The following is a 22800-nucleotide window of genomic DNA, read 5'->3' as shown; positions in this document are numbered from 1 at the left end:
GCAGTGTCAGTTGATCCGGAGGTTTTGCTGAACCACGGTCATGATTGCCTGTGTCGAAGAGAATTCGACGCCGACGCCATCCTGAAAATGTCGGATGACCCGTGCGCGCATCCGCCCCAGGGTAACCGGCGTCCCCATCGCCGGGCGAACGGCCAGTTCAATGGCGGCGCCAGACAGGGAGATGTCTATAATCTTGCAATTGTAGCGACGGCCATCATCGAGCACGACGGTGGAATGACGATTGTCAGGCACGACGCGCTCATGGCGCCGGTCTTCGGGCAGGTTGAGAATATCGCGGTTCGCCAACCAGGTAAGTTGTGCGGCGAGTTTGTCGCGCTTGCGTGAGGAGGCGGCGATGCTCATGACAAACCCACCGTCGATGGTGGATTGGATCATGCCTTCAACGCGACCGAGATGGTCGAGGTAGACGATTACCTTTTCGCCTTCAAGGCCAGCGGCCGGCGCGATAACAACGGCGTCACCCGGCGACATTTCAAGCACCTGACAGGGAAACTCACGGCGATCAGCAAGCATGTAGCGGCCAAGAATGGACACTTTTACCCGTTGATACTTGGCAGAATCAGCGCGCGTGCGCCGTGGCGCAACATATTGCGGAGAGGGAACCTCGTCACTGAGCATGCGCCAACCCTTACGGAGACTTGTATCGTGACAAGTACCTTAACCGGTTTTGGTTAACACATGGTAAGACGGGCCCGTTCACTTAGGGCCAGATTGGATAAAAAAATCACTCCCTGTTCTCGCGTAGTATTACTGACGTCCACCGTCAATTACAGCAAGATGAGCATAGCGGCGGGCCGACCGGCCAAAGACCGTCGCGGGTATTCCGCCGGCGGGCATTGTGTCGGCAAACCCGATTTCATTGGCATGATTTGCGGCAACGGTTCGCGGCATGTCTTCAAGGGCGGCATCATCTGGCCAGATCAGCCGCAATCCGGTGATGCGCTGTTCGAGTATGGGTTGGACGCCTAGCCAGTAGGGGTCTTCGAGCGCAGTCATGGCACCGAGCAGGCGGGTCTGGGTGGAGCCATTGTGACGCAGCGGCATGAGTATGGTTTCAAAGCTGGCTTTGGTATTGATCGCGGTGGTGCCCTGGAAGGTAACCAGCGCGACAGCATGATCCTCGGTGACGGCGCGGATCAAAGTGGCCATGGCTTCACGGTCGCGATCATGCCACAGAGCGGAGAAGGAGCGACCCTTGAGTTCGCGGGAATAGGCGGTGCACAAGTGCGAGCCGGCAAGGCGAAAATTGAAACGATCGTCGCCATCGAGTCTCGAGAATGAAGGTATTTGCAAGAGCCTCGCGAATCCGGGTCGGATCAATATCCTTCCGGTCTGGTGCACTGCGTGAGCCGCGAATACCGTTCCAGTAATTGTATAGGGTTTTCGTGCTCGTTTTTTTCATACTTCTCAACCTGCCGGATTTGCTGGACAGGTCCGTATTTGGACCAATCCGCCGCGGCTCCAACAATGTCAAAATCGGGGGGCAAAAGCGCCCTTAAACAATGGTTAAGGTTAACGCGGCGGCCCTAATGTGGAAAACAATGTGAATAGGGCGTACAGCCGCCGAGTCGGAGCAATTCAATGAGTGAAAACGGCCAAGACGGCGGAAATGTGGGCGAATCGGAACGCCAGCCGATATTCTTATTGCCCGGCATCGTAACGGCACTGATCGGGCTGATCACCGCGATTCATATTGCGGCAACCTTAGTGCTTAACCAGAACGGGCAGCTGCAACTGATTTACTGGTTTGCGTTTTTACCCGCGCGGATTGCCGCGTCGACCCAGCAATTGGACCTGGCACTGCCGCTGATCTGGACACCGTTTACCCATGCACTTTTGCACGCGGGTTGGGAACATTTAATCTTCAATATGGCCTGGTTGGCAATTTTTGGAACGCCGGTGGCCAGACGGTATGGTGCAATACCGATGCTGGTGATTTTCTTTTTAACGTCAGCGGCGGGCGCAGCGTTCTTTGCGGTTACAGACTGGAATAGTGGTGCGTATCTGGTGGGCGCATCCGGCGGTATTGCCGGTCTGACCGGGGCAGGTGTTCGGTTCATGTTCCAGCCCGTGATCGTGACGCAGCATCCCGAAACCGGCGAGCGAATCGTATTGGGACGCAAATTGGCCTCCTTGTCCGAGGTGATGCGCGAACCACGGGCGCGAACATTTTCGCTATTCTGGCTCATCCTCAACGCCGCAGTGCCGCTATATCCCCTGTTTACGGGCGAGGTGGTCCAAATCGCCTGGCAGGCACATCTGGGCGGTTTTATAGCGGGATTCGTACTGGTCGGGCTGTTTGAGCGTGCCGCAATTGCGCGTCAGTAAACTTTTTTGGGATCGAATAGTTTTGGCAGGCCGATATCCACCAGACTTGGCTTGTCGTCAGCCACGACGACGCAACGGTAAAAGCAGGATTTGCGGCCGGTATGGCAGGCGGCGCCACGACCGGTCTGCTCGACCTCGATGACGACGGCATCCTGATCACAGTCGACACGGATTTCGACCAGACGTTGCAATTCACCCGAGCTTTCGCCTTTTTTCCAGATCTTGCCGCGGGAGCGTGACCAATAGTGAGCAAAGCCGGTTTCGAGCGTCAATGACAAGGCCTCGGCATTCATATGCGCCAGCATCAATAGTTGGTTCGACCCTGTTTCGATGGCCACGGCGGTAACCAGACCGCTGGCGTCAAAGCGCGGCGCGAAGGCTGTGCCTTCTTCCAGTTCGTCGTGGGTGAGGGCGGATGGGTCAGCAAATGTCAGTGTCATGGCGCGGGTTTTAAACCGCGCCACACGTTTTGCCAATCGGCGCCGTAATATCTGGCGCCAATGAGCAGGTTAGCGCCTGCTGACCATGGCAAAAAATCGGTCCTGCTCGGTACGGTCCTCGGCAAATACACCGGTAAACCTGTGCGTAAGTGTCGAAACACCCTCCGAATGGACGCCACGCATGGACATGCACATATGTTCGGCATCCAACATGACGGCCGCGCCGCGCGGCCCCAAATTCTCATTAATGGCATCGATAATCTGGGCCGTCAGGTTTTCCTGGGTTTGCAGCCGACGCGCAAAAACTTCCACCAGCCGGGCGAGCTTGGAAAGGCCAACAACGCCATCGTGGGGCAGATAGGCGATATGTGCCTTGCCGGTAAAGGGCACCATGTGGTGTTCACAGTGGGAGTGAAACGGAATATCACGGACCATAACGATATCGTCGTAGCCGCCGACTTCCTTGAATGTGCGTGACAGGATCGCCTTGGGATCCTGATCGTAACCGGCGTAAAGTTCGCCAAATGCCTTGGTAACGCGCTTGGGCGTATCAAGAAGTCCCTCGCGCTCGGGGTTGTCTCCGGCCCAGGCGATCAATGTGCGCACAGCCGCTTCGGCCTCGGCGCGAGTGGGACGGTTGGATGTGGCGAGTTTGTTTGGGTCGGCGGACAGCGGATTTACTCGGGCGTCCATAAAATTTCCTTTCGGGGCAAGCATCAGTTAGACGCCGCCGGATTGGATTGGTTTCAACGCGAATGCATATCCCGGCCCTGACAGCCCGCGTTCGGCACCCTATATAGTGGGATGGGCGCGTGCCCACAAGAAATAGAATTGTGAGCCTTCATGGAACTAAGCGATCTATATTCCGAAAAGATCCTCGATATCGCCGCGAATGCCCTGAATCCGCCAAGACTGGCTGGCGCGGATGCGAGCGCGCGCAGGGTCAGTCGAATTTGCGGTTCGGTGATCGAGGTTGATCTGGTTGTGCGCGATGGGATCATCGTCGACTACGGGCACGACGTTTCGGCGTGTGCGTTGGGTCAGACATCAGCGGCAATCGTTGCCAAGCATATCGTGGGAACGACGGTTGAGGGCTTCAAGAAGCTGCATGCGCAGATGCACGCGATGCTGAAGGATGATGGGGCGCCACCGACCGGGACGTGGGCGGAATTGCGGTATCTCGAGCCTGTGCGGGACTATCGCGCACGGCACGCCTCGACGCTGCTGGTATTTGATGCAGTGGTTGCGGCGTTGGAGAAAATCGAGTCGGCGGAATCGGTTGGCGTGGTTTCCTGATGCACCGAATCATCGATGCGATGTGGCGGGCAATTGATTTTCCCTTCAAATTGGCCGCCGTATTTCTGATCAGCCTCTATCGCTATACGCTGTCGGCATTTGCCGGCCGTACCTGCAGGCATTTACCAACCTGCTCGGAATATACTCGCGACGCGATCTGGAAGTTTGGCTTCTGGCCCGGCGGCTGGATGGGATTGGCGCGGTTTTCAAGGTGCCGACCCGGCGGCACCCATGGTTACGACCCTGTGCCCGAGGTCCGACCTGCCGACGCACGGTGGTATCAGCCCTGGCGCTACGGCACCTGGCGCTAGCGAGCGCTATGGGCTGGCATGGCGCGAAAACCATGCTAGAGAACCGGGCCTGCGGCAATTCTTGCGCAGGACAATTGATTTTTTGGAGATTGAGAATGATTAAGGTGACGTTCCCCGACGGTGCAGCGCGTGAATTCGAGCGTGGCACGACCGGGACCACCGTGGTTGAATCGATCTCCAAATCGCTGGCCAAAAAAACCGTCGCCATGCGCTGGAACGGCGTGCTGAGCGATTTGAGCGATGTTCTGCCGGACGACGGCAATATCGAGTTTGTAACGCGCGACAGTGGCACGGGCGATGTGCTGGAGCCTGATCCGGCATGATGCGGCGCACGTGCTCGCCGAGGCGGTGCAGGAGCTTTGGCCCGGCACGCAGGTGACAATTGGTCCGGTCATCGAGAATGGTTTTTATTACGACTTCAAGCGCGACGAACCGTTCAGCGAAGAAGATTTTCCCGTCATCGAAAAGAAAATGGCGGAAATCATCGATCGCGGTGCGGCCTTTACCAAGGAAGTCTGGAGCCGGGACGAAGCGAAGGCATTCTTTGCAACCAGAGGCGAGAACTTCAAAGTCGAACTGGTGGATGCCATTCCCGCCGATCAATCGCTCAAGATGTATAAGCAGGGCCAGTGGATTGACCTTTGTCGCGGTCCGCATATGCGCACGGTCAAGGATGTTGGCAACGCGTTCAAACTAACCAAGGTGGCGGGCGCATACTGGCGCGGCGACAGTCGCAACCCGGTGCTCAGCCGCATATACGGGACCGCATTTGCCAACAAGGCAGAACTTGATGCCTATTTGACCATGGTGGCCGAGGCTGAGAAGCGCGATCACCGCAAAATCGGGCAGGAGATGGATCTTTATCATTTTCAGCCGGAGGCACAGGGCAGCGTGTTCTGGCATCATAAGGGCTATGTGATCTTCAACCAGATGGAAACCTATATTCGTCGCCGCCTCAATAAATCCGGCTATGTTGAGGTCAAGACGCCGCAACTGATGTCCTCCAAATTCTGGGAGCAGTCAGGGCATTGGGGCAAATATCGCGAGAACATGTTTGTGGTACCGGACGAGGTCCCGAACGTTGAGGACACCGGTCCGGTGCTGACGGGTGAGGGCGACCTGATGGCACTCAAGCCGATGAACTGCCCGGCCCATGTGCAGATTTTCAACCAGGGCATCAAGAGTTATCGCGACTTGCCGTTGCGCATGGCCGAATTTGGGTGCTGTCACCGCAATGAAGCGCATGGGGCCCTGCATGGGCTGATGCGGGTGCGGCAGATGACGCAGGACGACGCGCATATTTTCTGTCGTGAGGACCAAATTCAGGCCGAAACCGAGCATTTTGTGCATCTGCTCTATTCGGTATATGGCCATATGGGCTTTGACGATGTTGTCATCAAGCTGGCAACGCGGCCGGACAAATTTGGCGGCACCGTTGAGCGGTGGGACGCAGCGGAGAAAGCTTTGGGCGATGCGTTGCGGGCGACCGGCTATGATTTTGAGATTGCTGAAGGTGAGGGAGCGTTCTACGCCCCCAAGCTGGAATTCCATCTCAAGGATGCGATCGGTCGCTCATGGCAGGTCGGGACGCTGCAACTCGACTATGTGTTGCCCGAGCGGCTGGATGCCACCTATGTGGCTGAAGATGGTTCGCGCCAATATGCAGTGATGCTGCATCGCGCCATCCTTGGCTCGCTGGAGCGCTTTATCGGCATGATGATCGAAAACTATGCCGGCAAGATGCCGATATGGCTGGCACCAACGCAGGTGGTAGTTGCCACCATCGTGTCCGAGGCGGATGCTTATGGCGAAAAACTGGTGCGGCAACTACAGGATGCTGGCGTTCGTGCTGAACTGGATGCCCGCAACGAAAAGATCAACTATAAGGTGCGCGAGCATTCGGTTGGTCGCGTGCCGCTGATGTTTGTGGTTGGCCGGCGCGAGGCGGACGAGGGCACGGTGTCGGTGCGGCGGCTGGGTGTGGAGGGGCAGAAGGTGCTGCCCGCCGATGTCGCCATCGAATCATTGGTGCTTGAGGGCACACCGCCGGACCTGAAACAGATTGCCGCAGAATAATATGGACCCGCATTGCCCAGGCGATGCGGGTCACATTCACCAGAGAATTGTCATGCCGCAACGCCCCAGCAATCGCGAACTCAAGGTCCTTGGCAATCTCGGTGCCGATGGTGTTCTCGGGCCGGAGGATTTCAAGGATATTGGCGACAGGGTTTTCGGACTGATGCTGCGGAAGGGCTGGATACAACCGGCCGACGCGCCGGGAAAATATCGCATCACCGAAACCGGTATCGATATTCACGACGAGCAGGCCTGGTTCGGCCGCTCGAAACGCTAGGGCTGGCGCGTGGCGGAACCGATCACCATTACCCGAACCATCGCCATTGATCCCGGCGAGGTGATGGAAAATTTCATTCGGAGTTCGGGGCCCGGGGGCAAAACGTCAACAAGGTTTCGAGCGCAGTGCAGATCCGGTTTGATCTGCGCAATTCGCCGTCGTTGCCGGAAAGTGTCAAACGCCGGGTGGCGGCGATCGCGGGCAGTCGTCTGACCAAGGATGGTGTTTTGGTTATCACCGCCAATGGTTATCGTGAACAGCCGCAAAACCGTGCCGATGCGTTGTCGCGGCTGGTCGGGCTTCTTCGTCAGGCGGCGATCCCGCCGAAGCCGCGCGTTGCGACCAAGCCAACGCTGGGGTCAAAAACCCGGCGATTGGCGGGAAAGTCACAGCGCGGCGCCATCAAGCGCCTCCGCAGCTCGAAAATAATGGACGACTAGAACCGGGCGCCCACCGGGGTGGGCGCCGCCATCGCTATTCGGCGCTGGCCGAAATGTTCACCTTGCCGATCAGCTGGGTTGGATCGTCCTCGGCGGTCATGAAATCGTCGAGCGTCAGGCCCGGTTCCTCTTTGGCGGTCAGGTTGATCGACAGCGATTTCGCCGTCCCTGCGATGAATTTGCTAACGGCCTTGCCCACATTTTGCGCTTCGGCAGCACCGACAAGGAAGCTGACGATCGTGCCTTGCGCGAGGCTGGCAAAGACCGGGCGAATGGTTGCCGCGTCGGTGCCCTGCTCTTTGGCCACGCTGGTCAACACGAGATCAGTGAGGCCGGAATCGAGCACATTGAGATTGAGGTTTTTTACGACAATGGCGGTGCCAGCAATCAGCGCCTCAGCAGGTTTTAGCGAGAACACTCGTTCGGAGACTTTGCCCAATGAGCCGGACAGTTTGACATCCACCAGATTGGCGCCGGTCAATGACAATTCGTTAAGGGCAATGGTTTGATCCTCTCGGTTCCAGGCCGTGTCGAAGGCGAAACCAAGATCGAGGTCATTCAGGCCCAGGGCAATCAACTGCTGGAGTTGTTCATCCTTGCTTTTCTTGGGTAGCCTCAAAAGTAATATGGGTGGCTGACGTCTTGATATCGGTTGGGATGCCATTGAGATAGTTCGCCAGGGAAAGGTCGAAGCTACCAATGCCGCCCTTAATCCTCTCTCCGGCGCTCTCTGGGTTGGGCACGTCGATCACAACGCCGGAAAAGGATAGCCCGGCATAGTCGGGGATCAACAGGCGGGCGTTATCTTCAAGCCATTTCTGGTCGATATTTTGCGGCGCATTTTCAAGTGTCGCAATCGGGCCTGACAGATCGAACGGCTTGGAGACGAAAGAGCCTGAAGTCGAATACCCCGTCCGTGCCAAAGCTGGTCTTGAGCCCATCAATCGAGATGCCGGGATAAATGCCTGGCTCATAACCGTCCATGGTGATCGGGCCGAGCCTTCATTGCAAACTGCTCGCCGTCAGCGTCACCGGAGCAATCCAGACCGGAAAAATGCGCCGGGGTCGATTTGAAGGCGGTGAACAGATCGGCATAAATGCGCAGCAGCTTGCCAACAGTTTCGGGTGGTGGATTGCCATCGTTGGCTTCCATTTCCGACGCTAGCGCGATTATTTCAAGAAAATTGGTTTTAAGCGGGCGGGCCTGGAACTCGTCCAGTGTCACCTTGCCGATCTCACAGTCGGCATCGGGTCCAGATATCGTACCGCCTTCAGCTGTGAAATCGGCGTAAATTGTCTGAAAGCTGGTGTCAGTCGGTTCGGGCACCAGACCAAACGCGCCAAGCATCGCCGCGATATTCAATTGTTTGGCAGACATGGTGCCGAACGTGCTGCTGACGTCCCTGGCTTCCACCGTCGTGGCGCCGACTGCGACCGAGCCAACAACGCCGTCAACAACATCCGACAAGACGATATCGGTATATTTCACAGTGCCAGTGGCGGGGGCGCCCTTATCGCCAACGGTGGCATAGGTGAAATTGATTTGGGGGATAGTGATGCTGGCGGCATCAAGAGCGGCCAATTCGGCAGCGTGAGGGACGATGTTGCCGCCAAGAATGTCACGCAGCGTCGCCTCGTCCATATTCGCCCCGACCAAGTCGATGGTGGGTATTTCAAATTTGTAATCAAAGGGACTTGGGGCCGTGGTTTCGGCCGCCGGTTTTTCCTTGGTCTTGGCAAATACTGGCGAAGCAGGCATGGCCAGGGTCAGCAGGCACGCAGCGGTAAGCGCAGACAAGCGGCTGCGGGATCGAGTTGCCAGGGTCATCGTCCAGTTCTCCCAAATTTGCTAATCTATGTCAGCATGGGTCAAACGGGGATGTTGGGCAATAGCCAATTGGATCAAAGTCTAACTGGTGGCTGGCAGCGTTAACTTAATAGACAGTGGTCAAGACCTCGATCTCTTTGGCGGGGCCGGGCAGAACCTCAAAGGCGCGATTGAAAACCTTGTCGCCCTGCTTGGCCAGAACCAGATAGTCGCCTTGCTCCAGAACAGTAGAGGGAAACGCCCCAAGGTCGGTAAAGACGGTCGCACCGTCTGCAGTCTTGACCGTCCAGTCCACATCGGCAATTGCCTCGCCACCAGCTTCGGAAACCAGTTTGAATGAAACCTGACTGGCATGGTGATAGAGCGTCGCATCAGTCAGTTGGCCGGCCTCAACCCTCAGGTCTGCACGAACGACGGCGTTGACGTCACCGAAATAGGAAACCACATGATAGGTGCCCGAGTTGAGGGTCACAATATCGTTGGGCGCCAGGTTTTGAGCGACCATGGTGCGGTCCGCCTCGGAGTCGGCGGTAAACAGGTCAAAATGCAGCAGGTCCAATGGAATGGCGATGTCACCGTCCACGGCGGCGTTGAGGCGAAGCGCGCCCGCCCCGAGTACTACGACCTTGGTATTCTCGCCTTCCTTGACGGTCAGTGTATCGCTGGTCTGGGCCCGACCATAGGCGACGTGCACCACATAGTTGCCCGGTGGCAGTTCAATTTTGGCGGTAGCAACATCGGATTTTGCTGCTAGCGCCAGTTCGCCGGTGGCGTCAGTCTTGGTGTCAAAGACGCGCCAGACAAGACCATCGGGGATCGGGGCGCCGTCGGCCGTAATCGACGCTGTCAGCGTTACCGGTTGTGGCGTGGATGTCAGCGCGTCGATAGCCGAGGTTGCGGCTGTGTTGGGCGGTGGCGCCGGCACTGGCGCTACCTGTTCGGACTGCGGCGTACTGGTGTCGCCAGGTGCGTGCTGCGGTCTGGGCCTGGGCAGCGGCGGCATATCGCTTGCCGACTCCTGGGCAAACGCAATCGGAAACGGCAGTGATGCGGTGACCAATGAGGCAAGCGCGAGCAGTACGATCGCCAAACAATGTCTAAGACTCATTGTACTCCCCTACGCATGCCAGCCAATATCCCCTATCTCGTCGCAACGGCAGACTCATGGTGCGATTGCCAAGTGCGGAACAGGGAAAAGCTGTGTCATAGACCCGGCTTAAATGGAACCGCTGTTGCGATTTTCATAGCGAATTTAACCAAATGCCAGTTTGAAGCAGGTGACCCCGGCGACCGAATGTGAAATGACCATTGTGTGAAAATGAGGAGTGCCCATGCCTGCCAATACTGCTGTGCGCGATTATCTGTTGAGCCGGCGTTCCGTCGGCCTTGCGTTTCTTCGCGAGCCCGGACCCAACCCCGAGCAACTCAAGGAGTTGCTGACAATTGCGACGCGCGTGCCCGATCACGGCAAGCTGGTGCCATGGCGGCTGGTGCTGATCGAGGGCGATGCGCGGGCGCGTGCCGGAGAAAAGCTGGCCGGAATCGCAAAGGAGAAGAACCCGACAATTGAAGAGGCGCAACTGGATTTGGAACGCCGCCAGTTTCTGCCCGCGCCTCTGACCGTTGGGGTCATCTCGAGCCCACAGGAGCACCTCAAGATTCCGAAATTTGAGCAATTGCTTTCAGCAAGCAATGTCGCGCTCAATCTGGTTCACGGGGCCTATGCATTGGGCTTTGCCGCGCAATGGGTTACGCGATGGTATGCCTATGATGATGCCGCTTCGGCAATGCTGGGGGCGAAGGCCGGTGAGCGTTTTGTCGGATTTGTCCATATCGGCACGCCGGGCGTGGTGATCGAAGACAGGCCTCGTCCGGCGCTCGAGGACGTGATCAGTTCATGGCAGGGTTAACGCGAAATTAACTGGACTTAGGGTTTTGTTAACCGACTGAATTTTGGGATAGTTCCTCACCGATGGCCGTTCAACCGATAGCGGTGCCGCAAAGTCTGGCCTATGTTCTGAACGCCGCTGGCGACAGGAATGGGGTGGATTTTGACTATCTGCTGCAAACGGCGATGCGCGAAAGCAGTCTTGACCCCACGGCCAAGGCGACAAGCTCCAGCGCAGTCGGATTATTTCAGTTTTTGGCCGGGACATGGTTGCAGGTCATGAAGCAGCAAGGGCCGCGCCTCGGCTACGGCCAGTATGCGGATCAAATCACGTCAGACGGGCAGGGCGGTTATAGTATTGCCGACCCGCAGATGCGGGCCAAAATTTTAAAGCTGCGTGAGGATCCCCAAATCGCCTCTGACCTGGCGGCGGCTTTTACCAAGTCGAACGGGGATTATCTGTCGCATAAATTCGGTCGAATGCCGAGCGCTGGCGAACTCTATATTGCTCATTTTCTAGGGGCGCAGGGAGCCGAGCGGATGTTCAAGGCCGGTCTTGCCGACCCTGACCAGATCGCGGCCAAACTGTTTCCCCAGCAGGCGGCGGCCAATCGCAATATTTTTTATGCCAACGGAACGCCCCGGACCATTCGAGACGTTTACCGCGCCCTGGTTTCCAAGCATGGCAATGATGGTGGCGCATCAACCAATTTTGCGGTCCAGCAAATGGCACAGCAACCGCCGGAGCGACCCGTTGAAGAAGTGGTGCCATCTCGGTTTTCGCGCGAGAACATGTCGTTTACCGGCCTGTTCCGTACCGAGCTCGAAACTGGCAAGGCCTCGCCGATCGAACCCTTGCCTGAACTTCCCGACAGTGCCTTTTTTACCCAGGCTCTACGCCAAGGAGCAGTAGGGGGTCTGGCGGGCGAGTGCTGGATATTACTTGACCAATGAACCAACAAACATGGTGAACAGTTCCTTAAACCTTGTCCGATAGCATCGCGCCAAGTTGTTTGGAGAACAGCATGGTCGCCTATCAAGAGTTTTTCGCCCTGTCGCAGTCCAGTGATAGCGAACAGCGTGGTGCGGCGGCGCATCTGGCGGCGCTGGCCTATCTCGGTCACAAGGGCCCCGCGGACGAGCAGGCGGGACTATATGCAGCGCTGATCGGTTTTCTGGACGATCCTTCTGTAAAGGTCCGAGCGGCATTGGCCTATGGTTTGCTGCATTCGCCTGAAGCGCCTCGCTCAATCATGCTATCGCTATTGCATGATAGCTCGATCATTGCGCGGGCGGTGCTGCAATATTCGCCCGTGCTGGTAGACGCTGACATGGTGGGGTTGATCCCGAAGCTGGATCTGCCAATGCTGCTGGCGTTGTCGCAACGCACAAAGTTGAGCACGCGCCTTGCACAGCTCATGTTGGCACGCGATCTTGAGCCGCTTACCCTGCGCCTGCTGCGGCGCGATGATGTTGTGCTTGAACCAAACACACTTATCGACATGGTGCACCGTCACGGTGCGGCGCCGGAATTGCGCGGCGCATTGTTGCGACGTAAGGACTTACCGGCGGAAGCGCGCTTGACGCTTGTACACGCCGTTGCTGATGCGTTGGCAGGGACGCGAATTGTCAAGGGCGCGATTGCGCCAGAACGTTTGTCTCGTCTGTTGCGGGACAGCAGTGATACGGCATTGGCGTCCATCGGCGAACGCGAGGCCGGCGCGGCGAACATGCGATATGCCGCCAATCTTGTTGCCTCGGACGGGCTGAGTACACGAGTCATGCTACACGCCGTAATTGGCGGGCACGTGTTGTTTTTTGCGGATTGTCTCGCCGAGCTTGGCGATACGCCGCGCGAAAAGGTTTTCAACCTGCTTGATCGCGGCAGTCGAGCCGCCCTCAATGCACTTTTGGTGCGATGCGGTCTTAATGAGGGCGTGCGCAATTTGCTGGTGCGACTAATTCTGCATGCGCGCGCCGCCGACCTCGCCGACGATATTTCCGCACGCCATTTTGTGGTGACGGCACTCACCGAGGAATTGATTGCAGAGCATGAGGGGGTTATTCCCCACGAGCTTGAGGAAGCTTTTTCATATCTGAGCGAACAGAATATCAAACTTGCCCGCAAGGCGGCGCGCGGGGTGATGGCCGCATTTGCGACCGAAGCCCAATCTCCCATGCCGCTGCCCGATTTGAGCGAGCCGCGTCTGGCGCTACCGGCTGCCTAGTAACGGAACTGTTCGATCAAGACGCGCTCTTCAAGGCTCGTGCCTGGATCGAACAACAGGGTTACGCCATGGCTGCGGTCTTCGCGCACGGTTACTTCGACAACGTTTTGAAATTCCACATTGTCGGCCACGGCGCTTATGGGGCGCTTGTCGGCTTCGCGCGCCACAAATTTGACGCTGGCGTGGTTGCCCAGAATGGCGCCGCGCCAACGACGTGGACGGAAGGGCGAAATTGGCGTCATCGCCAAAAGGTGTGCTTCAATGGGCAGGATCGGGCCATGAGCCTGACAGATTATAGGCCGTCGACCCAGCGGGCGTCGATATCAGGACACCGTCGCAAATCAACTCATCGAGCCGCGATTCGCCGTCGACAATGATTTGAATTTTGGCGGCCTGGTAGGTGGACCGGAACAGCGACACCTCGTTCAGCGCCAGGGCACTATGGGGGGTGCCAGAGCAGTCGAGGGCATGCATGGACAGCGGGTATATCTGGGTAGGCTGGGCCGCAGCGAGCCGGGCGTTCAGATCAATTTGGGAGAAGGTGTTCATCATGAAACCGACCGAACCGAAATTCATGCCGTAAACCGGAATATCAAGACGCATAGCCCGATGCAGGGTTTGCAGCATCAATCCATCGCCTCCCAGCGCAACTATGGCGCTGGCATTGTCGAAGCCGACATCGCCGTAGATGGTCCGCAAGGCGTCGGCTGCGGCGTCGGCTTCTGGCGTTCCGCTGGATACGAAGCTGATCGCGCCTGTATAATCTTGTGTCACGGAACTCTCCGACTGCTAAGCGCGGCTTGACTAGCATGGCACAAAGCCGGGCGAAAGGCTCCCGCTGTAAGGGATCGGCCGCACCTAGTGGGATGTGTGCGCCACTGGCGGTTGTAATGGACGATTGTTGCTGGGGGATTTGGTACGCCCTGGGGGAATCGAACCCCCCTCTGCACCGTGAGAGGGTGCCGTCCTAACCGATAGACGAAGGGCGCATGGCCAAATGCACGGCTCTGACGCTCAGCAATATTCCAACAGGAGTTGGTACGCCCTAGGGGAATCGAACCCCTCTCTCCACCGTGAAAGGGTGGCGTCCTGACCGATAGACGAAGGGCGCCTAAGCGCTGGGTTCGTATATTGGGCTTGCCCCAAATGCGCAACCCCGTTTGTCATAGGATCGCTGTGTTTTTTCAGCAACCACTGAAAGTCACAGGACGTTGATAACCGCGAGGCCGGTCACGGACATCAATGTGGATGAAGTCGCGGCTTGGGTAGCAGCCTAGTCCGCCCACGGAATCGGTGCGCATGGCGAAGGCAATCAATTGCTGCTTGTCGACCCCGGGAATGCGAATATCGGCGGCCATGCACTTTGTATGATAGGAATTTGTGACGCCGCCAGCCGCTGCATTGTGGTTGTTGTCGCGGAAGCCGGAATTCATCACGACTTTCTTGCCGAAGTGACCTTCAATATCCCAGATGGCAAGGCGCAATTTTGGCGACAGACACAGCGCATTGACTTCCTTGCTGGCGACCAGCGTGCCCCAGTCCGACTTCAAGCCGCGATAGCCGGCTCCCGAACTGCTGGCGAACATGGCCATGGGCACGCAACCCGAAATGGTCATGGCTAGAATGGCGGCGGCGACGACGGCTTTCATGGCAACTTCCAAACCCCGATTGTTGCACAATTGCAACGAACAATGTCGGGTCGACTGAAGTCGCTAAAATACGATCAACTTCGCTAACCGCGCGCTAAGCGACGTGGTTAGCGAAGTGTTAGTCGGTTGCGGTCGGCTACCAAACGCCAGTGTTGGGCATCGACAGCCATGGCTCCTGTGGTGCGAGACTCGCCGTCCTGGATCAGTTCTACGGATATGCCGTCGGGTGAGCGCACAAACGCCATATGGCCATCGCGTGGGGGGCGGTTGATAACAACGCCCATATCGGACAAATGTTGGCACAGCGCATAGATGTCCTTGACGCGATAGGCGAGGTGGCCAAAATTGCGACCGCCAGAATATTCCTCCGGATCCCAATTGTAGGTGAGTTCGACTTCGCCACCAGCATCGCCCGGTGCCTTGAGGAAAATCAGGGTAAAGCGGCCTTTTTCATTTTCGACGCGTCTCGACTCCTCAAGACCCAACCCCTGACAATAGAATCGCAGGCTTTGTTCGACATCGGTGACGCGAACCATCGTGTGCAGGTATTGCATCGCACGCTCCTCAGGTAAAATTGTGAGTGATTGTGAAGGCTTAGCAAGCCCAGCGTTGGCACGCAATGCGGTAGCACTCGATAGCTATGGACGCGTCGCAAACAAAGTGACAACATCTTCTTAACTTTTGGCACTGAATCGGCCAGAGTATGCTGTGTTGTTATGTACCTTGCCTGCGGCGAGGCGAGTGCGAAAAGGCTTATAATATGGGGGCGAAGTCGTCTGGGGATGGCGAGACCACAGAGATGAGCGGGGATGCGGCGCGTGCGGCTGGCGCGTCGGAACCGACCGAAGGCAGCCAGGACGCCAGCCTTGATACGGTCGAGATCGTTGGCACCATCAAGTGGTTTGATGCGGGCAAGGGGTTTGGGTTCATTGTCCCTGACAATGGCCTTGCCGATGTTCTGCTGCATGTGACCTGTTTGCGTCGTGACGGTTTCCAAACCGCCTATGAGGGCGCGCGCGTCGTGTGCGAGGCGCTCAATCGGCCTGGTGGCCTCCAAGCGTTTCGTATCCTATCCATGGATGAATCCACAGCTCGCCATCCAGCACAAATGCCGACCTCGCGCACCCATGTTACCGTCGAGCCGACCTCAAGCATGGTACGGCTTGAGGTCAAATGGTTCAATAGAATCAAGGGTTTTGGATTTCTGTCGGCGGGCGAGGGTACGCCTGACGTATTTGTGCATATGGAAACGCTGCGTCGCTTTGGTATTACCGAACTGCGGCCAGGCCAATTTGTGCTGGTGCGTTATGGCGAGGGCCCCAAGGGGTTGATGGTTGCAGAAATTCGTCCCGACGGCTGGGGTGAGGCGCCGTCATCGCATTAGGATAGTTGATATGCGCGTCGTTGCTCAAGGTTTGGCCGGTATCGCGAATGCATCACGGGTACTGGCCCTGATATTGACGATTTTTGTGGCCTCGACGGTGGCGGGTTGCGCCAGTAGCGGCGACGAAAAATTGACGCTTCATACCGCCAAGGGCGACTTTGCCTTTAGGGTTGAGGTTGTCGACACCCCGAAATCCCGCGCCGACGGCCTGATGTTCCGGCAGGAGCTGGCAAGCGATGCGGGGATGTTGTTCGACTTCAAGGAAGAACGACCGGTTTCATTCTGGATGCGGAATACGTTTATTCCCCTGGATATGATCTTTGTAGACGCTGAAGGCATCGTCAAAACCATTCATGTCAACGCACGCCCCCAGGATCCGACATCAATCCCGTCGGGAGTTCCCGTCCAGTTTGTGCTGGAAATTCCGGGCGGTCGGTCAGTTGAGATCGGGCTTAAGGCTGGCGACAGAATGGATCATGTTCGCACAAGTGGCGGGCAGGGCGGCTGACGCGCCGCTCCTTGGTCAGGGATGATCAAGGACGATAAAATTAATGATCGCCAGCAGATGTAGGCTTGCGCCGACAACCACGAAAACGTGCCAAAGGGCATTTTGAAACTTCAGCTGTTCCCATAGATGGAATACGACCCCTAGCGAATAAACGATGCCGCCTGCCAAAAGCAGGCCCATGGTTGAGGCGGGCAGGGTTGCGGCGAGCGAGTGAAACACAAAAACACCACTCCAGCCGATCGCCAGATAGAGGGCAATTGCAAGGCGGCCAAAACGTTGGGGCACGAAAAGTTTGAGCGCTATGCCAATCAGAGAAGCGCCCCAAACAAAAGTCGTCATCAATATGCCCATCGGGGTGCCGCCGAGCACGGCGAGAAACGGGGTGTAGGTGCCGGCGATAAACAGAAAGATGGCAGCCTGATCCAGTCTGGCCAAATGCATCTTGATCGGGGAAACCGGCCAAAGATTGTAGGCCATGGAGATGCTGAGGACACCAACCAGAGATCCCAAATAGAGAACCAGGGAGGAAAATTCTGCTATCGAGGCATCCGGTGTTGTCCCCAGAAGCAAAACTGCGCCGGCGGCGAGTGCCAGCAGCAGGCCTACGACATGAACGATACCATCAGCGATCAGTTCGGCGGGTGTAAGGGGACGCTGCACGCGACTCCACCACGAGTAATTCGTTTTTATTGTTGATTTTTCAGCCATGTGGCGCTCCCAAACTGAGGTCACATTCCTCCATGAAAATAACCAGAACCTTGCCGACCGCGACCAATTTGGAATCGGCGTAAAGCCTGCCAAAACAAATTGTCTAAACTTTTATTGAAACGCAGAAGGCGTGCTGTCGTTGCTTGAACTCTTGGTGATCGCTGGCGCCGAGAGTTAGATCGGATGCAACGCTCGCCATTTCATGCCTGTTGGGGGTGGCAGGTCCTTCGAAAATCCAGACGCGGCGGATGGTGCTTTTTATCATATTGTCGCGTTGAGAATGGCCTAATTGCCGTGCTCCAGCGATATGGCCGAACTAGGCGTCTGTGGAACCAATTCGGTTAGTTGGTCAATGCGGCGACATCAAGTCGCGCCCCTGCGCTTAAACCTTGGCGCTCTGCCTCATTGAAAATACTTGGTGATCCCGACAGGATCGCAACCACAAAAGTCAAGTTGCTGTTTATGTTGCCTTTTTCACGATGATTCCCGCACCGGATTGCAAGGTGCGGGGATAGACGTTCACGTTTAGGCCTCGTTTTCGTCTTTCGGGTCGAGCATGCCAACGCCCATTGCGGCCATCTTTGCGCGGCTTGCCGTGCGGGTATAGACGGCGGCTTGTTCTGGATTGGTCCAGCCGAATATTGCCATTAGTTGCTGATCGCTAGCCCCATTCTCGGCGGCGAATGTTGCCCCAGCCTTTCGCAGGCCATGGGCGCGACCGGGCACGTTTGCAGCAATGCAGGCGTTGCGGAACCATGTCCCGAAGCTTTCCTTTTTCCATGGCGTATTTCGCATGGTTGCCAAAAATGTCAGGTCGCCCGTTGGCCCGGCGTCAATGGTTGCCTGCAATACCGGCAGCATGGGCAAGACGATCTCGACGCCATTCTTGGTCGCCCGATAGCGAATGATCCCGTTGCGGACGTGTTGGCGCCCCAACTGGACCAGATCGCCGCGCCGAAGGCCGGTATACAGTAACAAGTCCATTGCCAGCCGTTCGCGCGTACCCAATGGGTGGCGGTTCTGGTATCGACGGACCTCGGACACCGTCCAAGTGTGATGGCCGTCTGTGGCCGGTGATGGGCGATCTATGCCCTTGGCTGGGTTGTGGGGCAGATATCCAGCATCAACGGCAAATGCAAATACCTGGTTCATCACCTTGAGATAGTTGATTGCTGCAAATGGCGTGGCTGCTCGCCTGTCGCGCCCCTCGGCAATCATCGATCTGGTGATGCTGGCAATGCGCAGGTCGCCGGCCGTTTCAACAACTCGCCTTAAGACCCCGCTGCGAAACTTCTGTGTCTCTTGCGCCAGACCTGCAAACTTGGCGCTGGCCTGATAGCGCTCGACCAACCATTTGAATGTGCCGGTCGCGGTTGATTTTGCTGGTTCCGGCTTATTTCCGCCGAGTGCCGCTTCGTATGCCGCCAGCCATTCCGGGCTTTCATATTCGCCGGGAAGCCGCACGCGCGGGCCATCACCACGCCGAAAATACCAAACGGTCTTTCCGTGGCGCGTTTTCTCCCTATGAACGTACTGCTTTCTGGTGCGCGGCATGTCGAGCATCAAAAGTAGCCTTTTGGCTCTTTGTCAACGCTCTCATCGTCCGATGATTTGTCCTTGGGGATAAGTCGAATTATCCCGATGCTGGTTTCGACCTCGACAATGCCGCCCTGTTCCTGCGCTGCCTGCAACAGCGTTTTGGCCTGCCGCTTGGTTATGGCAAGCGGCTTGCTCATTCCGAACCCTCCAAGGTTTTGCGGGCATTGGCTATGCGTTTCGCTCGTTCAGCCTCCCATTCGACATGAGATCCGCTTCCGTACACGTAAGGCGACGATGCCGTTTCAAGCCACTCAATGACGCTCTTTAGCGCCGCTAGAAGCTTTTCCCGTTCAATTTCAGCCATTATTCTGGTGCCTTCATTGGGCCGTCAGAAATTGACTGCATGGCATCGGCTGGGGTGCTGCCCGTGAAATCGCTGATCGGCTGATAGATAAGCCGTCCGTCTCGATCCATGCTGACCACGTTTACAACGCCGGGTATCCGCTCATGACTTGCATGTGTGGTGCTGGCGCATCCGGTCAGTGCAGCGCCCAATGCAAGTGCTGCGATAAGTTTTGTTTTAATGTCAGCCATGTGCTGCCTCCAATCTCTGTCCCATGTGCACCAGCACGAACGCCGGATAATTTGGTCGCAAGCCGGGTCGGGTTTCTGCGTTGACCTGTATGGCCCAATCGCTGGCAACCCTTGCTGTCGCGTCCGTTGATGGCTCCAAAGGCGAGCCGGGCCCGTAACAGCGCCAAACGCGGGTTTCTGCAGCATCGTCAGATGGCTGCTCTTTCAACCAGGCAATAACGTCGCCAATGGTGAACCGGACCGCGTGGGGCCGGTCGCCGATCATAATGACCAGATGCCGACGAAAGCTGTGGGGAAGCTGGTTCATGATTTCTCCCGTTGAAATGGTTTTGATGAAATTTTGCGGCCAACCGGCCAGTCGTTTCGACCGTTGATCTTGGTTCGTTGCTGCGGTGGCTTGCGCGGCTTCGGCGGGCGCTGGCTGGCTGGCTTTTCGATGGTGACGGGTACAATGATCAGCCCGCGATCTGCGCGGTTCCTGAACGTCCGCAATAGGCCGCGAATGATATGGAACTGGACAACAGCCCATTCGACTTTTCCGACCCAGCCATGATCTAGAAATGCATGGCAGGCGCTGCACCCGTGAATGGTGGCGGTGTCGTCAGCTTTTTGCGCGGCACCAAAAGATTCATCATGGACATGGCACGAGACTGTTGTTGCTGGGTCGTAGTTGCAGACCCCGGCAAAGTTCAAGTCGCAAGGCTGACCCTTTGCCCCGGCCATCAGTTTGGGCGCACGTATCGGTTCGCGGCGCTGGCGGAGTTCGCTCATGCCACCACCTTTGCCTTTTTCTCGGCAATCGCTGCCGCGCGCTTGGCTCGCGCTTCATCAATACGAGCCCATGCCGCCTCACGCTCTTTGCGCTGGCGCTCCCAGAATTCGGTGGCCAGGCTGATAACCTCGGCCTCGGATGGAGCCTCGAAGAAGACATGCAGTTGCGTTCGTGGGTGCTGAACCCGCGCGCACCATTCCTTGCCGGTTGGGGCATTCTCCGAACGATAGGTTGTGATCTTGTAGTCTGGGTCTGGGGTGGCCATCAGCAAAAATCCTCGTATGCCTCTATTGGAGTGGCTGGGCGATTGTCCTTGGGTGCCGGTTCGCTCCAAACCACTCCTTGCTGGTCACCGAATGCTCTGATGATTGTCAGCAGATCGCGCATTTCATCGTGCGATAGGTCAGACGAAGACGTGCTGCTTACGTTGACGAACCCGGTAAGATCGATGTTTGGGACCAAGCGAATTTGGTCCTTGTGCTCCCTGCGTAGAGCGTCAATGAACACCAGCTTCCAAGCTTCGGTATCAAGCCGGTGGCCATGCCAGACCAAACTGCGGGACAGATCGGAAAGCATCGCCCACATGGCTGCATTTTGATCGTTCGAGCGCTTCGGGCCCTTAAATTCAACACGACTGCCGGGCTTGGCCGCGCGGACATAATCCAACGCCTTGCTGCGCAGGCGGTCATTTGCCAACGTGACAATGTGCCGGCTCATTTTCGGTCACCGGGAAAATCGTCATCATCTGGAAACGGGAAGTCCCCATTTTCCTGCTCTGGCGACTCATCGGCGTTGGCTCTTGCCTCCGCCTTTTCCAGATCGGCAAGCTTGTCAGATTTTTCGGTGACAAGTTCGTTCTTCCAGTCATGCGGCAAAGAATTGGCGGCAGCACGAACGCTGTCGGTCATCCAGAATTTGTTGAATGCATCGATCGATTGCAATTCGCGGTTGGCCTTTGACAGGCGCGAATACACATCGCGGCTATCCGCCTTTGACTTCGCCCCTATCTGTGAGGGCTTGGCGGCATCCGTGGCGGGTCTTTGCGCTTCATCTGGGCCATTGGAAGCCTGCGCCATTTCGTCGGCAGTATAGAGGCCAGATAGTTCTTGCGGGAAGGCTCGGCGCAAAGCCAGAGCCTCGGCGCACTTGGCAATCATCACGTCGGGCATAACCGACCACATGCGGGTTAATCCGCCATCTTTTTTTGTTTGGGCGTAGGACTTGAAGCGCGCGACACCAAAGCATGGCTCAGAGAAGTCAGAGCGCAGCACACCAATTTTTGCAGCGATGGGCGGATTATCCTCAACCCACACGTCTACCCATTTGCCATCAGGGCCGCACCAGAACGGCCCGACCTGTCCGGCATAGACCCCAGAGCGTTCGGCGATGAGGCGAAAGCCGTCAATGCTGGTCTGAACAGCCATAACCTCGCGGCGCTCGCTGCTATCCCAGCGCTTGACCGCGTATATCTGGCGGGCGAATGGATCTAGGCCTGTCCGCTTGCATTGCTGCATGAACAACTGCAATTCATCGTCCGTCGATCCCTTGGCGATTGTGCGCTTGATTAGGTCAACCTGATCATCGCTGAATAGGGTTGCGGGTGACGATGCTACGGGGCGATGCTCGAGAGTTGCGACAGCACTAGCCATTAGATGGCCTCCTTGATTGTCTTGATTTCAAAGCCTGGGATTTCGCGGGCGCCAGAACGGACAGATTTTGCTGCCAATGTCTGGACAAGCGCTTCAAACTCGGCGCGATCTGTCTTCCAATAGTGCTGAACCGCTGCATTCAGATCGGTCAGTTCGGCGCGATAGCTTGTGCGCAGTCCGGTCTTGGTGGTCGCGGCCTTGTCGGCCTGTTTTGACTGCTTCGCCAATTCGGCAGCGCGTTCAGCCATACGCTCGGCTTCTTCACGTTGCTCAAGGTCTGCAACGCCGGACTGGCGGAAAGCTTCTTGGGCAGCGCGTTCCGCCGCTTCGGCTTCTTCGCGTATTTTACGGGCCTCGGCATCCTTGATGCGTTGCTGTTCAATGCGCCATGCGCCAAGCAATGCCTTGAGTACGGACCGGCCTAGATCGACCTTGCCCTTACCCTTTTGAATGTAGGGATTGAATTTGGCCTGAATGGCGCTGATCTGTTCATCAAGCGGGCGCTTTTCCTCTACCCGCAAAGCTTCGGCCTCTTGGCTTGCTTTCAGCAATGCCTTGTCGAGCATATCGATCTGGTCGGCCTGTTCCTGGCTCTCGATTTCGAACCCATCCGAAGCCCAATTCTTGGCCTCATCGTAATAGGCTTCAATCTCGCCAAAGATGATCTGTTCTGGCGGCTGGTTTGCTCCCATGGCAATACGTTCGTTGCCGGTTGTGGATAGGGCCTGTGCCATTACGCTACCCTCCCTTTCTGTGTTGATGATTTTGCGCTTTGCTCTGCAATCTTGAGGGCTAGTTCAGGATCACGGCGGCGCGTTTCTGCGAGGGATAAAACCTCGATGGATACGTTTTCGGTTTTCATGC

30 protein-coding genes, 2 tRNA genes and 4 pseudogenes are annotated in these 22800 nt (G+C 56.9%); 12 read left to right on the top strand and 24 right to left on the bottom strand.

All coding sequences use genetic code 11. The features are described 5' to 3' along the window. Positions 1 to 6: 6 nt before the first annotated feature. From PSQ19_RS06360 to PSQ19_RS19740, 3 genes and pseudogenes are all read right to left on the bottom strand, one after another. Positions 7 to 639 carry a PilZ domain-containing protein gene (locus PSQ19_RS06360; protein WP_282220073.1) on the bottom strand — a complete coding sequence of 211 codons (633 nt, stop codon included), beginning with the start codon at positions 637 to 639 and terminating at the stop codon, positions 7 to 9. A gap of 129 nt (positions 640 to 768) precedes the next feature. Further along, entirely contained in the window at positions 769 to 1314 is a 546-nt protein-coding gene (locus PSQ19_RS06355; RefSeq protein WP_282220072.1) for a PAS domain-containing protein, read from the bottom strand. Between the two features lie 34 nt (positions 1315 to 1348). Further along, positions 1349 to 1423: pseudogene (locus PSQ19_RS19740) on the bottom strand (PAS domain-containing protein); the annotation flags it as partial. Positions 1424 to 1602: 179 nt separating this feature from the next. Between PSQ19_RS19740 and PSQ19_RS06350 the strand changes: the two are divergent. Next, positions 1603 to 2349 (top strand): rhomboid family intramembrane serine protease, encoded by a 747-nt coding sequence (locus PSQ19_RS06350; RefSeq protein ID WP_282220071.1) that lies wholly within the window; start codon positions 1603 to 1605, stop codon positions 2347 to 2349. Here PSQ19_RS06350 and hisI read toward each other — a convergent pair. Beyond that, positions 2343 to 2789, bottom strand: coding sequence for a phosphoribosyl-AMP cyclohydrolase (hisI, locus tag PSQ19_RS06345; protein ID WP_282220631.1), 447 nt, complete (start codon positions 2787 to 2789; stop codon positions 2343 to 2345). The two genes, PSQ19_RS06350 and hisI, sit on opposite strands and share 7 nt — an antisense overlap. A 69-nt stretch (positions 2790 to 2858) precedes the next feature. Beyond that, positions 2859 to 3482, bottom strand: a complete 624-nt coding sequence (folE, locus tag PSQ19_RS06340; protein WP_282220070.1) for a GTP cyclohydrolase I FolE — start codon at positions 3480 to 3482, stop codon at positions 2859 to 2861. A 150-nt stretch (positions 3483 to 3632) separates the two neighbouring features. Between folE and PSQ19_RS06335 the strand changes: the two genes are divergently transcribed. From PSQ19_RS06335 to arfB, 6 genes and pseudogenes are all read left to right on the top strand, one after another. After that, positions 3633 to 4085: an iron-sulfur cluster assembly scaffold protein gene (locus tag PSQ19_RS06335; protein WP_282220069.1), complete on the top strand. Its 453-nt coding sequence runs from the start codon at positions 3633 to 3635 to the stop codon at positions 4083 to 4085. Then, a complete protein-coding gene (yidD, locus tag PSQ19_RS06330) occupies positions 4085 to 4396 on the top strand; it encodes a membrane protein insertion efficiency factor YidD (RefSeq protein ID WP_282220068.1) in 312 nt (103 codons plus the stop codon). Before PSQ19_RS06335 ends, yidD begins: the two co-directional genes overlap by 1 nt. 95 nt (positions 4397 to 4491) lie before the next feature. Beyond that, on the top strand, positions 4492 to 4719 hold the full coding sequence (locus tag PSQ19_RS19735; protein WP_407649093.1) for a TGS domain-containing protein: 228 nt from the start codon (positions 4492 to 4494) through the stop codon (positions 4717 to 4719). Next, complete coding sequence (gene thrS / locus PSQ19_RS06325; RefSeq protein WP_407649092.1) at positions 4694 to 6472, top strand: threonine--tRNA ligase; 1779 nt, start codon at positions 4694 to 4696, stop codon at positions 6470 to 6472. The genes PSQ19_RS19735 and thrS overlap by 26 nt, the downstream gene beginning before the upstream one ends. Positions 6473 to 6524: 52 nt before the next feature. Next, positions 6525 to 6749 (top strand): hypothetical protein, encoded by a 225-nt coding sequence (locus PSQ19_RS06320; RefSeq protein ID WP_282220067.1) that lies wholly within the window; start codon positions 6525 to 6527, stop codon positions 6747 to 6749. A gap of 63 nt (positions 6750 to 6812) precedes the next feature. Then, a pseudogene (arfB, locus tag PSQ19_RS06315) lies at positions 6813 to 7189 on the top strand (alternative ribosome rescue aminoacyl-tRNA hydrolase ArfB). Between the two features lie 34 nt (positions 7190 to 7223). Here the strand turns inward: arfB and PSQ19_RS06310 are convergent. From PSQ19_RS06310 to PSQ19_RS06295, 4 genes are all read right to left on the bottom strand, one after another. Further along, entirely contained in the window at positions 7224 to 7766 is a 543-nt protein-coding gene (locus PSQ19_RS06310; RefSeq protein WP_282220066.1) for a hypothetical protein, read from the bottom strand. 13 nt (positions 7767 to 7779) lie between these two features. Next, on the bottom strand, positions 7780 to 8163 hold the full coding sequence (locus tag PSQ19_RS06305) for a hypothetical protein (protein ID WP_282220065.1): 384 nt from the start codon (positions 8161 to 8163) through the stop codon (positions 7780 to 7782). Beyond that, positions 8160 to 9017 carry a hypothetical protein gene (locus PSQ19_RS06300; RefSeq protein ID WP_282220064.1) on the bottom strand — a complete coding sequence of 286 codons (858 nt, stop codon included), beginning with the start codon at positions 9015 to 9017 and terminating at the stop codon, positions 8160 to 8162. Before PSQ19_RS06300 ends, PSQ19_RS06305 begins: the two co-directional genes overlap by 4 nt. 106 nt (positions 9018 to 9123) lie before the next feature. Beyond that, complete coding sequence (locus tag PSQ19_RS06295; protein WP_282220063.1) at positions 9124 to 10125, bottom strand: hypothetical protein; 1002 nt, start codon at positions 10123 to 10125, stop codon at positions 9124 to 9126. 223 nt (positions 10126 to 10348) lie between these two features. On the opposite strand from PSQ19_RS06295, the gene PSQ19_RS06290 reads away from it, so the two are divergent. The 3 genes from PSQ19_RS06290 to PSQ19_RS06280 all read left to right on the top strand — a co-directional run bounded on the left by PSQ19_RS06290 (position 10349) and on the right by PSQ19_RS06280 (position 13133). Then, positions 10349 to 10927 (top strand): nitroreductase family protein, encoded by a 579-nt coding sequence (locus PSQ19_RS06290; RefSeq protein WP_282220062.1) that lies wholly within the window; start codon positions 10349 to 10351, stop codon positions 10925 to 10927. Positions 10928 to 10989: 62 nt separating this feature from the next. Further along, positions 10990 to 11859, top strand: coding sequence for a transglycosylase SLT domain-containing protein (locus tag PSQ19_RS06285; protein ID WP_282220061.1), 870 nt, complete (start codon positions 10990 to 10992; stop codon positions 11857 to 11859). A gap of 71 nt (positions 11860 to 11930) precedes the next feature. Then, entirely contained in the window at positions 11931 to 13133 is a 1203-nt protein-coding gene (locus PSQ19_RS06280) for a DUF2336 domain-containing protein (RefSeq protein ID WP_282220060.1), read from the top strand. Here PSQ19_RS06280 and PSQ19_RS06275 read toward each other — a convergent pair. The 5 genes and pseudogenes from PSQ19_RS06275 to PSQ19_RS06255 form a co-directional block, all read right to left on the bottom strand. After that, positions 13130 to 13907, bottom strand: a pseudogene (locus tag PSQ19_RS06275) (NAD kinase). The gene PSQ19_RS06280 and the pseudogene PSQ19_RS06275 sit on opposite strands and share 4 nt — an antisense overlap. Positions 13908 to 14047: 140 nt before the next feature. Further along, positions 14048 to 14122 (bottom strand) — tRNA-Glu (locus PSQ19_RS06270). A gap of 47 nt (positions 14123 to 14169) precedes the next feature. Continuing rightward, positions 14170 to 14244 (bottom strand) — tRNA-Glu (locus tag PSQ19_RS06265). Positions 14245 to 14317: 73 nt separating this feature from the next. Then, on the bottom strand, positions 14318 to 14782 hold the full coding sequence (locus PSQ19_RS06260; protein ID WP_282220059.1) for a YcbK family protein: 465 nt from the start codon (positions 14780 to 14782) through the stop codon (positions 14318 to 14320). A 136-nt stretch (positions 14783 to 14918) separates the two neighbouring features. Continuing rightward, a pseudogene (locus tag PSQ19_RS06255) lies at positions 14919 to 15336 on the bottom strand (VOC family protein). Positions 15337 to 15581: 245 nt separating this feature from the next. Here PSQ19_RS06255 and PSQ19_RS06250 point away from each other — a divergent pair. Together PSQ19_RS06250 and PSQ19_RS06245 are read left to right on the top strand one after the other, a co-directional pair. Next, positions 15582 to 16166 (top strand): cold-shock protein, encoded by a 585-nt coding sequence (locus PSQ19_RS06250; protein WP_282220630.1) that lies wholly within the window; start codon positions 15582 to 15584, stop codon positions 16164 to 16166. A 10-nt stretch (positions 16167 to 16176) separates the two neighbouring features. After that, the gene (locus tag PSQ19_RS06245; protein WP_282220058.1) at positions 16177 to 16674 is read left to right on the top strand and encodes a DUF192 domain-containing protein; all 498 of its coding nucleotides are present in this window, start codon (positions 16177 to 16179) and stop codon (positions 16672 to 16674) included. A 15-nt stretch (positions 16675 to 16689) separates the two neighbouring features. On the opposite strand, the gene trhA is transcribed toward PSQ19_RS06245, so the two are convergent. The 10 genes from trhA to PSQ19_RS06195 form a co-directional block, all read right to left on the bottom strand. Beyond that, a complete protein-coding gene (trhA, locus tag PSQ19_RS06240; RefSeq protein WP_282220057.1) occupies positions 16690 to 17334 on the bottom strand; it encodes a PAQR family membrane homeostasis protein TrhA in 645 nt (214 codons plus the stop codon). Between the two features lie 573 nt (positions 17335 to 17907). Further along, positions 17908 to 18945: a tyrosine-type recombinase/integrase gene (locus tag PSQ19_RS06235; protein WP_282220056.1), complete on the bottom strand. Its 1038-nt coding sequence runs from the start codon at positions 18943 to 18945 to the stop codon at positions 17908 to 17910. Next, the gene (locus PSQ19_RS06230; RefSeq protein WP_282220055.1) at positions 18945 to 19118 is read right to left on the bottom strand and encodes a hypothetical protein; all 174 of its coding nucleotides are present in this window, start codon (positions 19116 to 19118) and stop codon (positions 18945 to 18947) included. Before PSQ19_RS06230 ends, PSQ19_RS06235 begins: the two co-directional genes overlap by 1 nt. A 166-nt stretch (positions 19119 to 19284) precedes the next feature. Continuing rightward, positions 19285 to 19515 carry a hypothetical protein gene (locus PSQ19_RS06225; protein ID WP_282220054.1) on the bottom strand — a complete coding sequence of 77 codons (231 nt, stop codon included), beginning with the start codon at positions 19513 to 19515 and terminating at the stop codon, positions 19285 to 19287. Beyond that, a complete protein-coding gene (locus PSQ19_RS06220) occupies positions 19508 to 19822 on the bottom strand; it encodes a hypothetical protein (RefSeq protein ID WP_282220053.1) in 315 nt (104 codons plus the stop codon). The genes PSQ19_RS06225 and PSQ19_RS06220 overlap by 8 nt, the downstream gene beginning before the upstream one ends. Continuing rightward, positions 19819 to 20286: a nuclease domain-containing protein gene (locus tag PSQ19_RS06215; RefSeq protein WP_282220052.1), complete on the bottom strand. Its 468-nt coding sequence runs from the start codon at positions 20284 to 20286 to the stop codon at positions 19819 to 19821. The genes PSQ19_RS06220 and PSQ19_RS06215 overlap by 4 nt, the downstream gene beginning before the upstream one ends. After that, positions 20283 to 20552, bottom strand: coding sequence for a hypothetical protein (locus PSQ19_RS06210; protein WP_282220051.1), 270 nt, complete (start codon positions 20550 to 20552; stop codon positions 20283 to 20285). Before PSQ19_RS06210 ends, PSQ19_RS06215 begins: the two co-directional genes overlap by 4 nt. Beyond that, positions 20552 to 21004 carry a recombination protein NinB gene (locus tag PSQ19_RS06205; protein WP_282220050.1) on the bottom strand — a complete coding sequence of 151 codons (453 nt, stop codon included), beginning with the start codon at positions 21002 to 21004 and terminating at the stop codon, positions 20552 to 20554. The genes PSQ19_RS06210 and PSQ19_RS06205 overlap by 1 nt, the downstream gene beginning before the upstream one ends. Further along, a complete protein-coding gene (gene bet / locus PSQ19_RS06200; RefSeq protein WP_282220049.1) occupies positions 21001 to 21936 on the bottom strand; it encodes a phage recombination protein Bet in 936 nt (311 codons plus the stop codon). Before bet ends, PSQ19_RS06205 begins: the two co-directional genes overlap by 4 nt. After that, a complete protein-coding gene (locus tag PSQ19_RS06195; RefSeq protein ID WP_282220048.1) occupies positions 21936 to 22670 on the bottom strand; it encodes a hypothetical protein in 735 nt (244 codons plus the stop codon). Before PSQ19_RS06195 ends, bet begins: the two co-directional genes overlap by 1 nt. Positions 22671 to 22800 lie beyond the last annotated feature (130 nt).

Origin of the sequence: Devosia algicola (genome assembly GCF_028816455.1) — a bacterium.
GTDB lineage: Bacteria > Pseudomonadota > Alphaproteobacteria > Rhizobiales > Devosiaceae > Devosia > Devosia algicola.
The sequence above is the reverse complement of the archived record's forward strand: the minus strand, read 5'-3'. Positions and strand labels throughout refer to the sequence as shown.

What these genes read in the sequence shown, in the direction of transcription:
- PSQ19_RS06260 (WP_282220059.1), bottom strand. Translation starts at nt 14,782, where the DNA reads ATGAAAGCCGTCGTCGCCGCCGCCATTCTAGCCATGACCATTTCGGGT.
- PSQ19_RS06235 (WP_282220056.1), bottom strand. Translation starts at nt 18,945, where the DNA reads ATGCTCGACATGCCGCGCACCAGAAAGCAGTACGTTCATAGGGAGAAA.
- PSQ19_RS06280 (WP_282220060.1), top strand. Translation starts at nt 11,931, where the DNA reads ATGGTCGCCTATCAAGAGTTTTTCGCCCTGTCGCAGTCCAGTGATAGC.
- PSQ19_RS06320 (WP_282220067.1), top strand. Translation starts at nt 6,525, where the DNA reads ATGCCGCAACGCCCCAGCAATCGCGAACTCAAGGTCCTTGGCAATCTC.
- PSQ19_RS06335 (WP_282220069.1), top strand. Translation starts at nt 3,633, where the DNA reads ATGGAACTAAGCGATCTATATTCCGAAAAGATCCTCGATATCGCCGCG.
- PSQ19_RS06210 (WP_282220051.1), bottom strand. Translation starts at nt 20,552, where the DNA reads ATGGCCACCCCAGACCCAGACTACAAGATCACAACCTATCGTTCGGAG.
- PSQ19_RS06295 (WP_282220063.1), bottom strand. Translation starts at nt 10,125, where the DNA reads ATGAGTCTTAGACATTGTTTGGCGATCGTACTGCTCGCGCTTGCCTCA.
- thrS (WP_407649092.1), top strand. Translation starts at nt 4,694, where the DNA reads ATGTGCTGGAGCCTGATCCGGCATGATGCGGCGCACGTGCTCGCCGAG.
- PSQ19_RS06245 (WP_282220058.1), top strand. Translation starts at nt 16,177, where the DNA reads ATGCGCGTCGTTGCTCAAGGTTTGGCCGGTATCGCGAATGCATCACGG.
- PSQ19_RS06225 (WP_282220054.1), bottom strand. Translation starts at nt 19,515, where the DNA reads ATGGCTGACATTAAAACAAAACTTATCGCAGCACTTGCATTGGGCGCT.
- folE (WP_282220070.1), bottom strand. Translation starts at nt 3,482, where the DNA reads ATGGACGCCCGAGTAAATCCGCTGTCCGCCGACCCAAACAAACTCGCC.
- PSQ19_RS06305 (WP_282220065.1), bottom strand. Translation starts at nt 8,163, where the DNA reads ATGAGCCAGGCATTTATCCCGGCATCTCGATTGATGGGCTCAAGACCA.
- PSQ19_RS06250 (WP_282220630.1), top strand. Translation starts at nt 15,582, where the DNA reads ATGAGCGGGGATGCGGCGCGTGCGGCTGGCGCGTCGGAACCGACCGAA.
- PSQ19_RS06220 (WP_282220053.1), bottom strand. Translation starts at nt 19,822, where the DNA reads ATGAACCAGCTTCCCCACAGCTTTCGTCGGCATCTGGTCATTATGATC.
- PSQ19_RS06360 (WP_282220073.1), bottom strand. Translation starts at nt 639, where the DNA reads ATGCTCAGTGACGAGGTTCCCTCTCCGCAATATGTTGCGCCACGGCGC.
- PSQ19_RS06230 (WP_282220055.1), bottom strand. Translation starts at nt 19,118, where the DNA reads ATGAGCAAGCCGCTTGCCATAACCAAGCGGCAGGCCAAAACGCTGTTG.
- PSQ19_RS06350 (WP_282220071.1), top strand. Translation starts at nt 1,603, where the DNA reads ATGAGTGAAAACGGCCAAGACGGCGGAAATGTGGGCGAATCGGAACGC.
- PSQ19_RS06205 (WP_282220050.1), bottom strand. Translation starts at nt 21,004, where the DNA reads ATGAGCCGGCACATTGTCACGTTGGCAAATGACCGCCTGCGCAGCAAG.
- PSQ19_RS06290 (WP_282220062.1), top strand. Translation starts at nt 10,349, where the DNA reads ATGCCTGCCAATACTGCTGTGCGCGATTATCTGTTGAGCCGGCGTTCC.
- PSQ19_RS06285 (WP_282220061.1), top strand. Translation starts at nt 10,990, where the DNA reads ATGGCCGTTCAACCGATAGCGGTGCCGCAAAGTCTGGCCTATGTTCTG.
- PSQ19_RS19735 (WP_407649093.1), top strand. Translation starts at nt 4,492, where the DNA reads ATGATTAAGGTGACGTTCCCCGACGGTGCAGCGCGTGAATTCGAGCGT.
- hisI (WP_282220631.1), bottom strand. Translation starts at nt 2,789, where the DNA reads ATGACACTGACATTTGCTGACCCATCCGCCCTCACCCACGACGAACTG.
- bet (WP_282220049.1), bottom strand. Translation starts at nt 21,936, where the DNA reads ATGGCTAGTGCTGTCGCAACTCTCGAGCATCGCCCCGTAGCATCGTCA.
- PSQ19_RS06300 (WP_282220064.1), bottom strand. Translation starts at nt 9,017, where the DNA reads ATGACCCTGGCAACTCGATCCCGCAGCCGCTTGTCTGCGCTTACCGCT.
- PSQ19_RS06195 (WP_282220048.1), bottom strand. Translation starts at nt 22,670, where the DNA reads ATGGCACAGGCCCTATCCACAACCGGCAACGAACGTATTGCCATGGGA.
- yidD (WP_282220068.1), top strand. Translation starts at nt 4,085, where the DNA reads ATGCACCGAATCATCGATGCGATGTGGCGGGCAATTGATTTTCCCTTC.
- PSQ19_RS06215 (WP_282220052.1), bottom strand. Translation starts at nt 20,286, where the DNA reads ATGAGCGAACTCCGCCAGCGCCGCGAACCGATACGTGCGCCCAAACTG.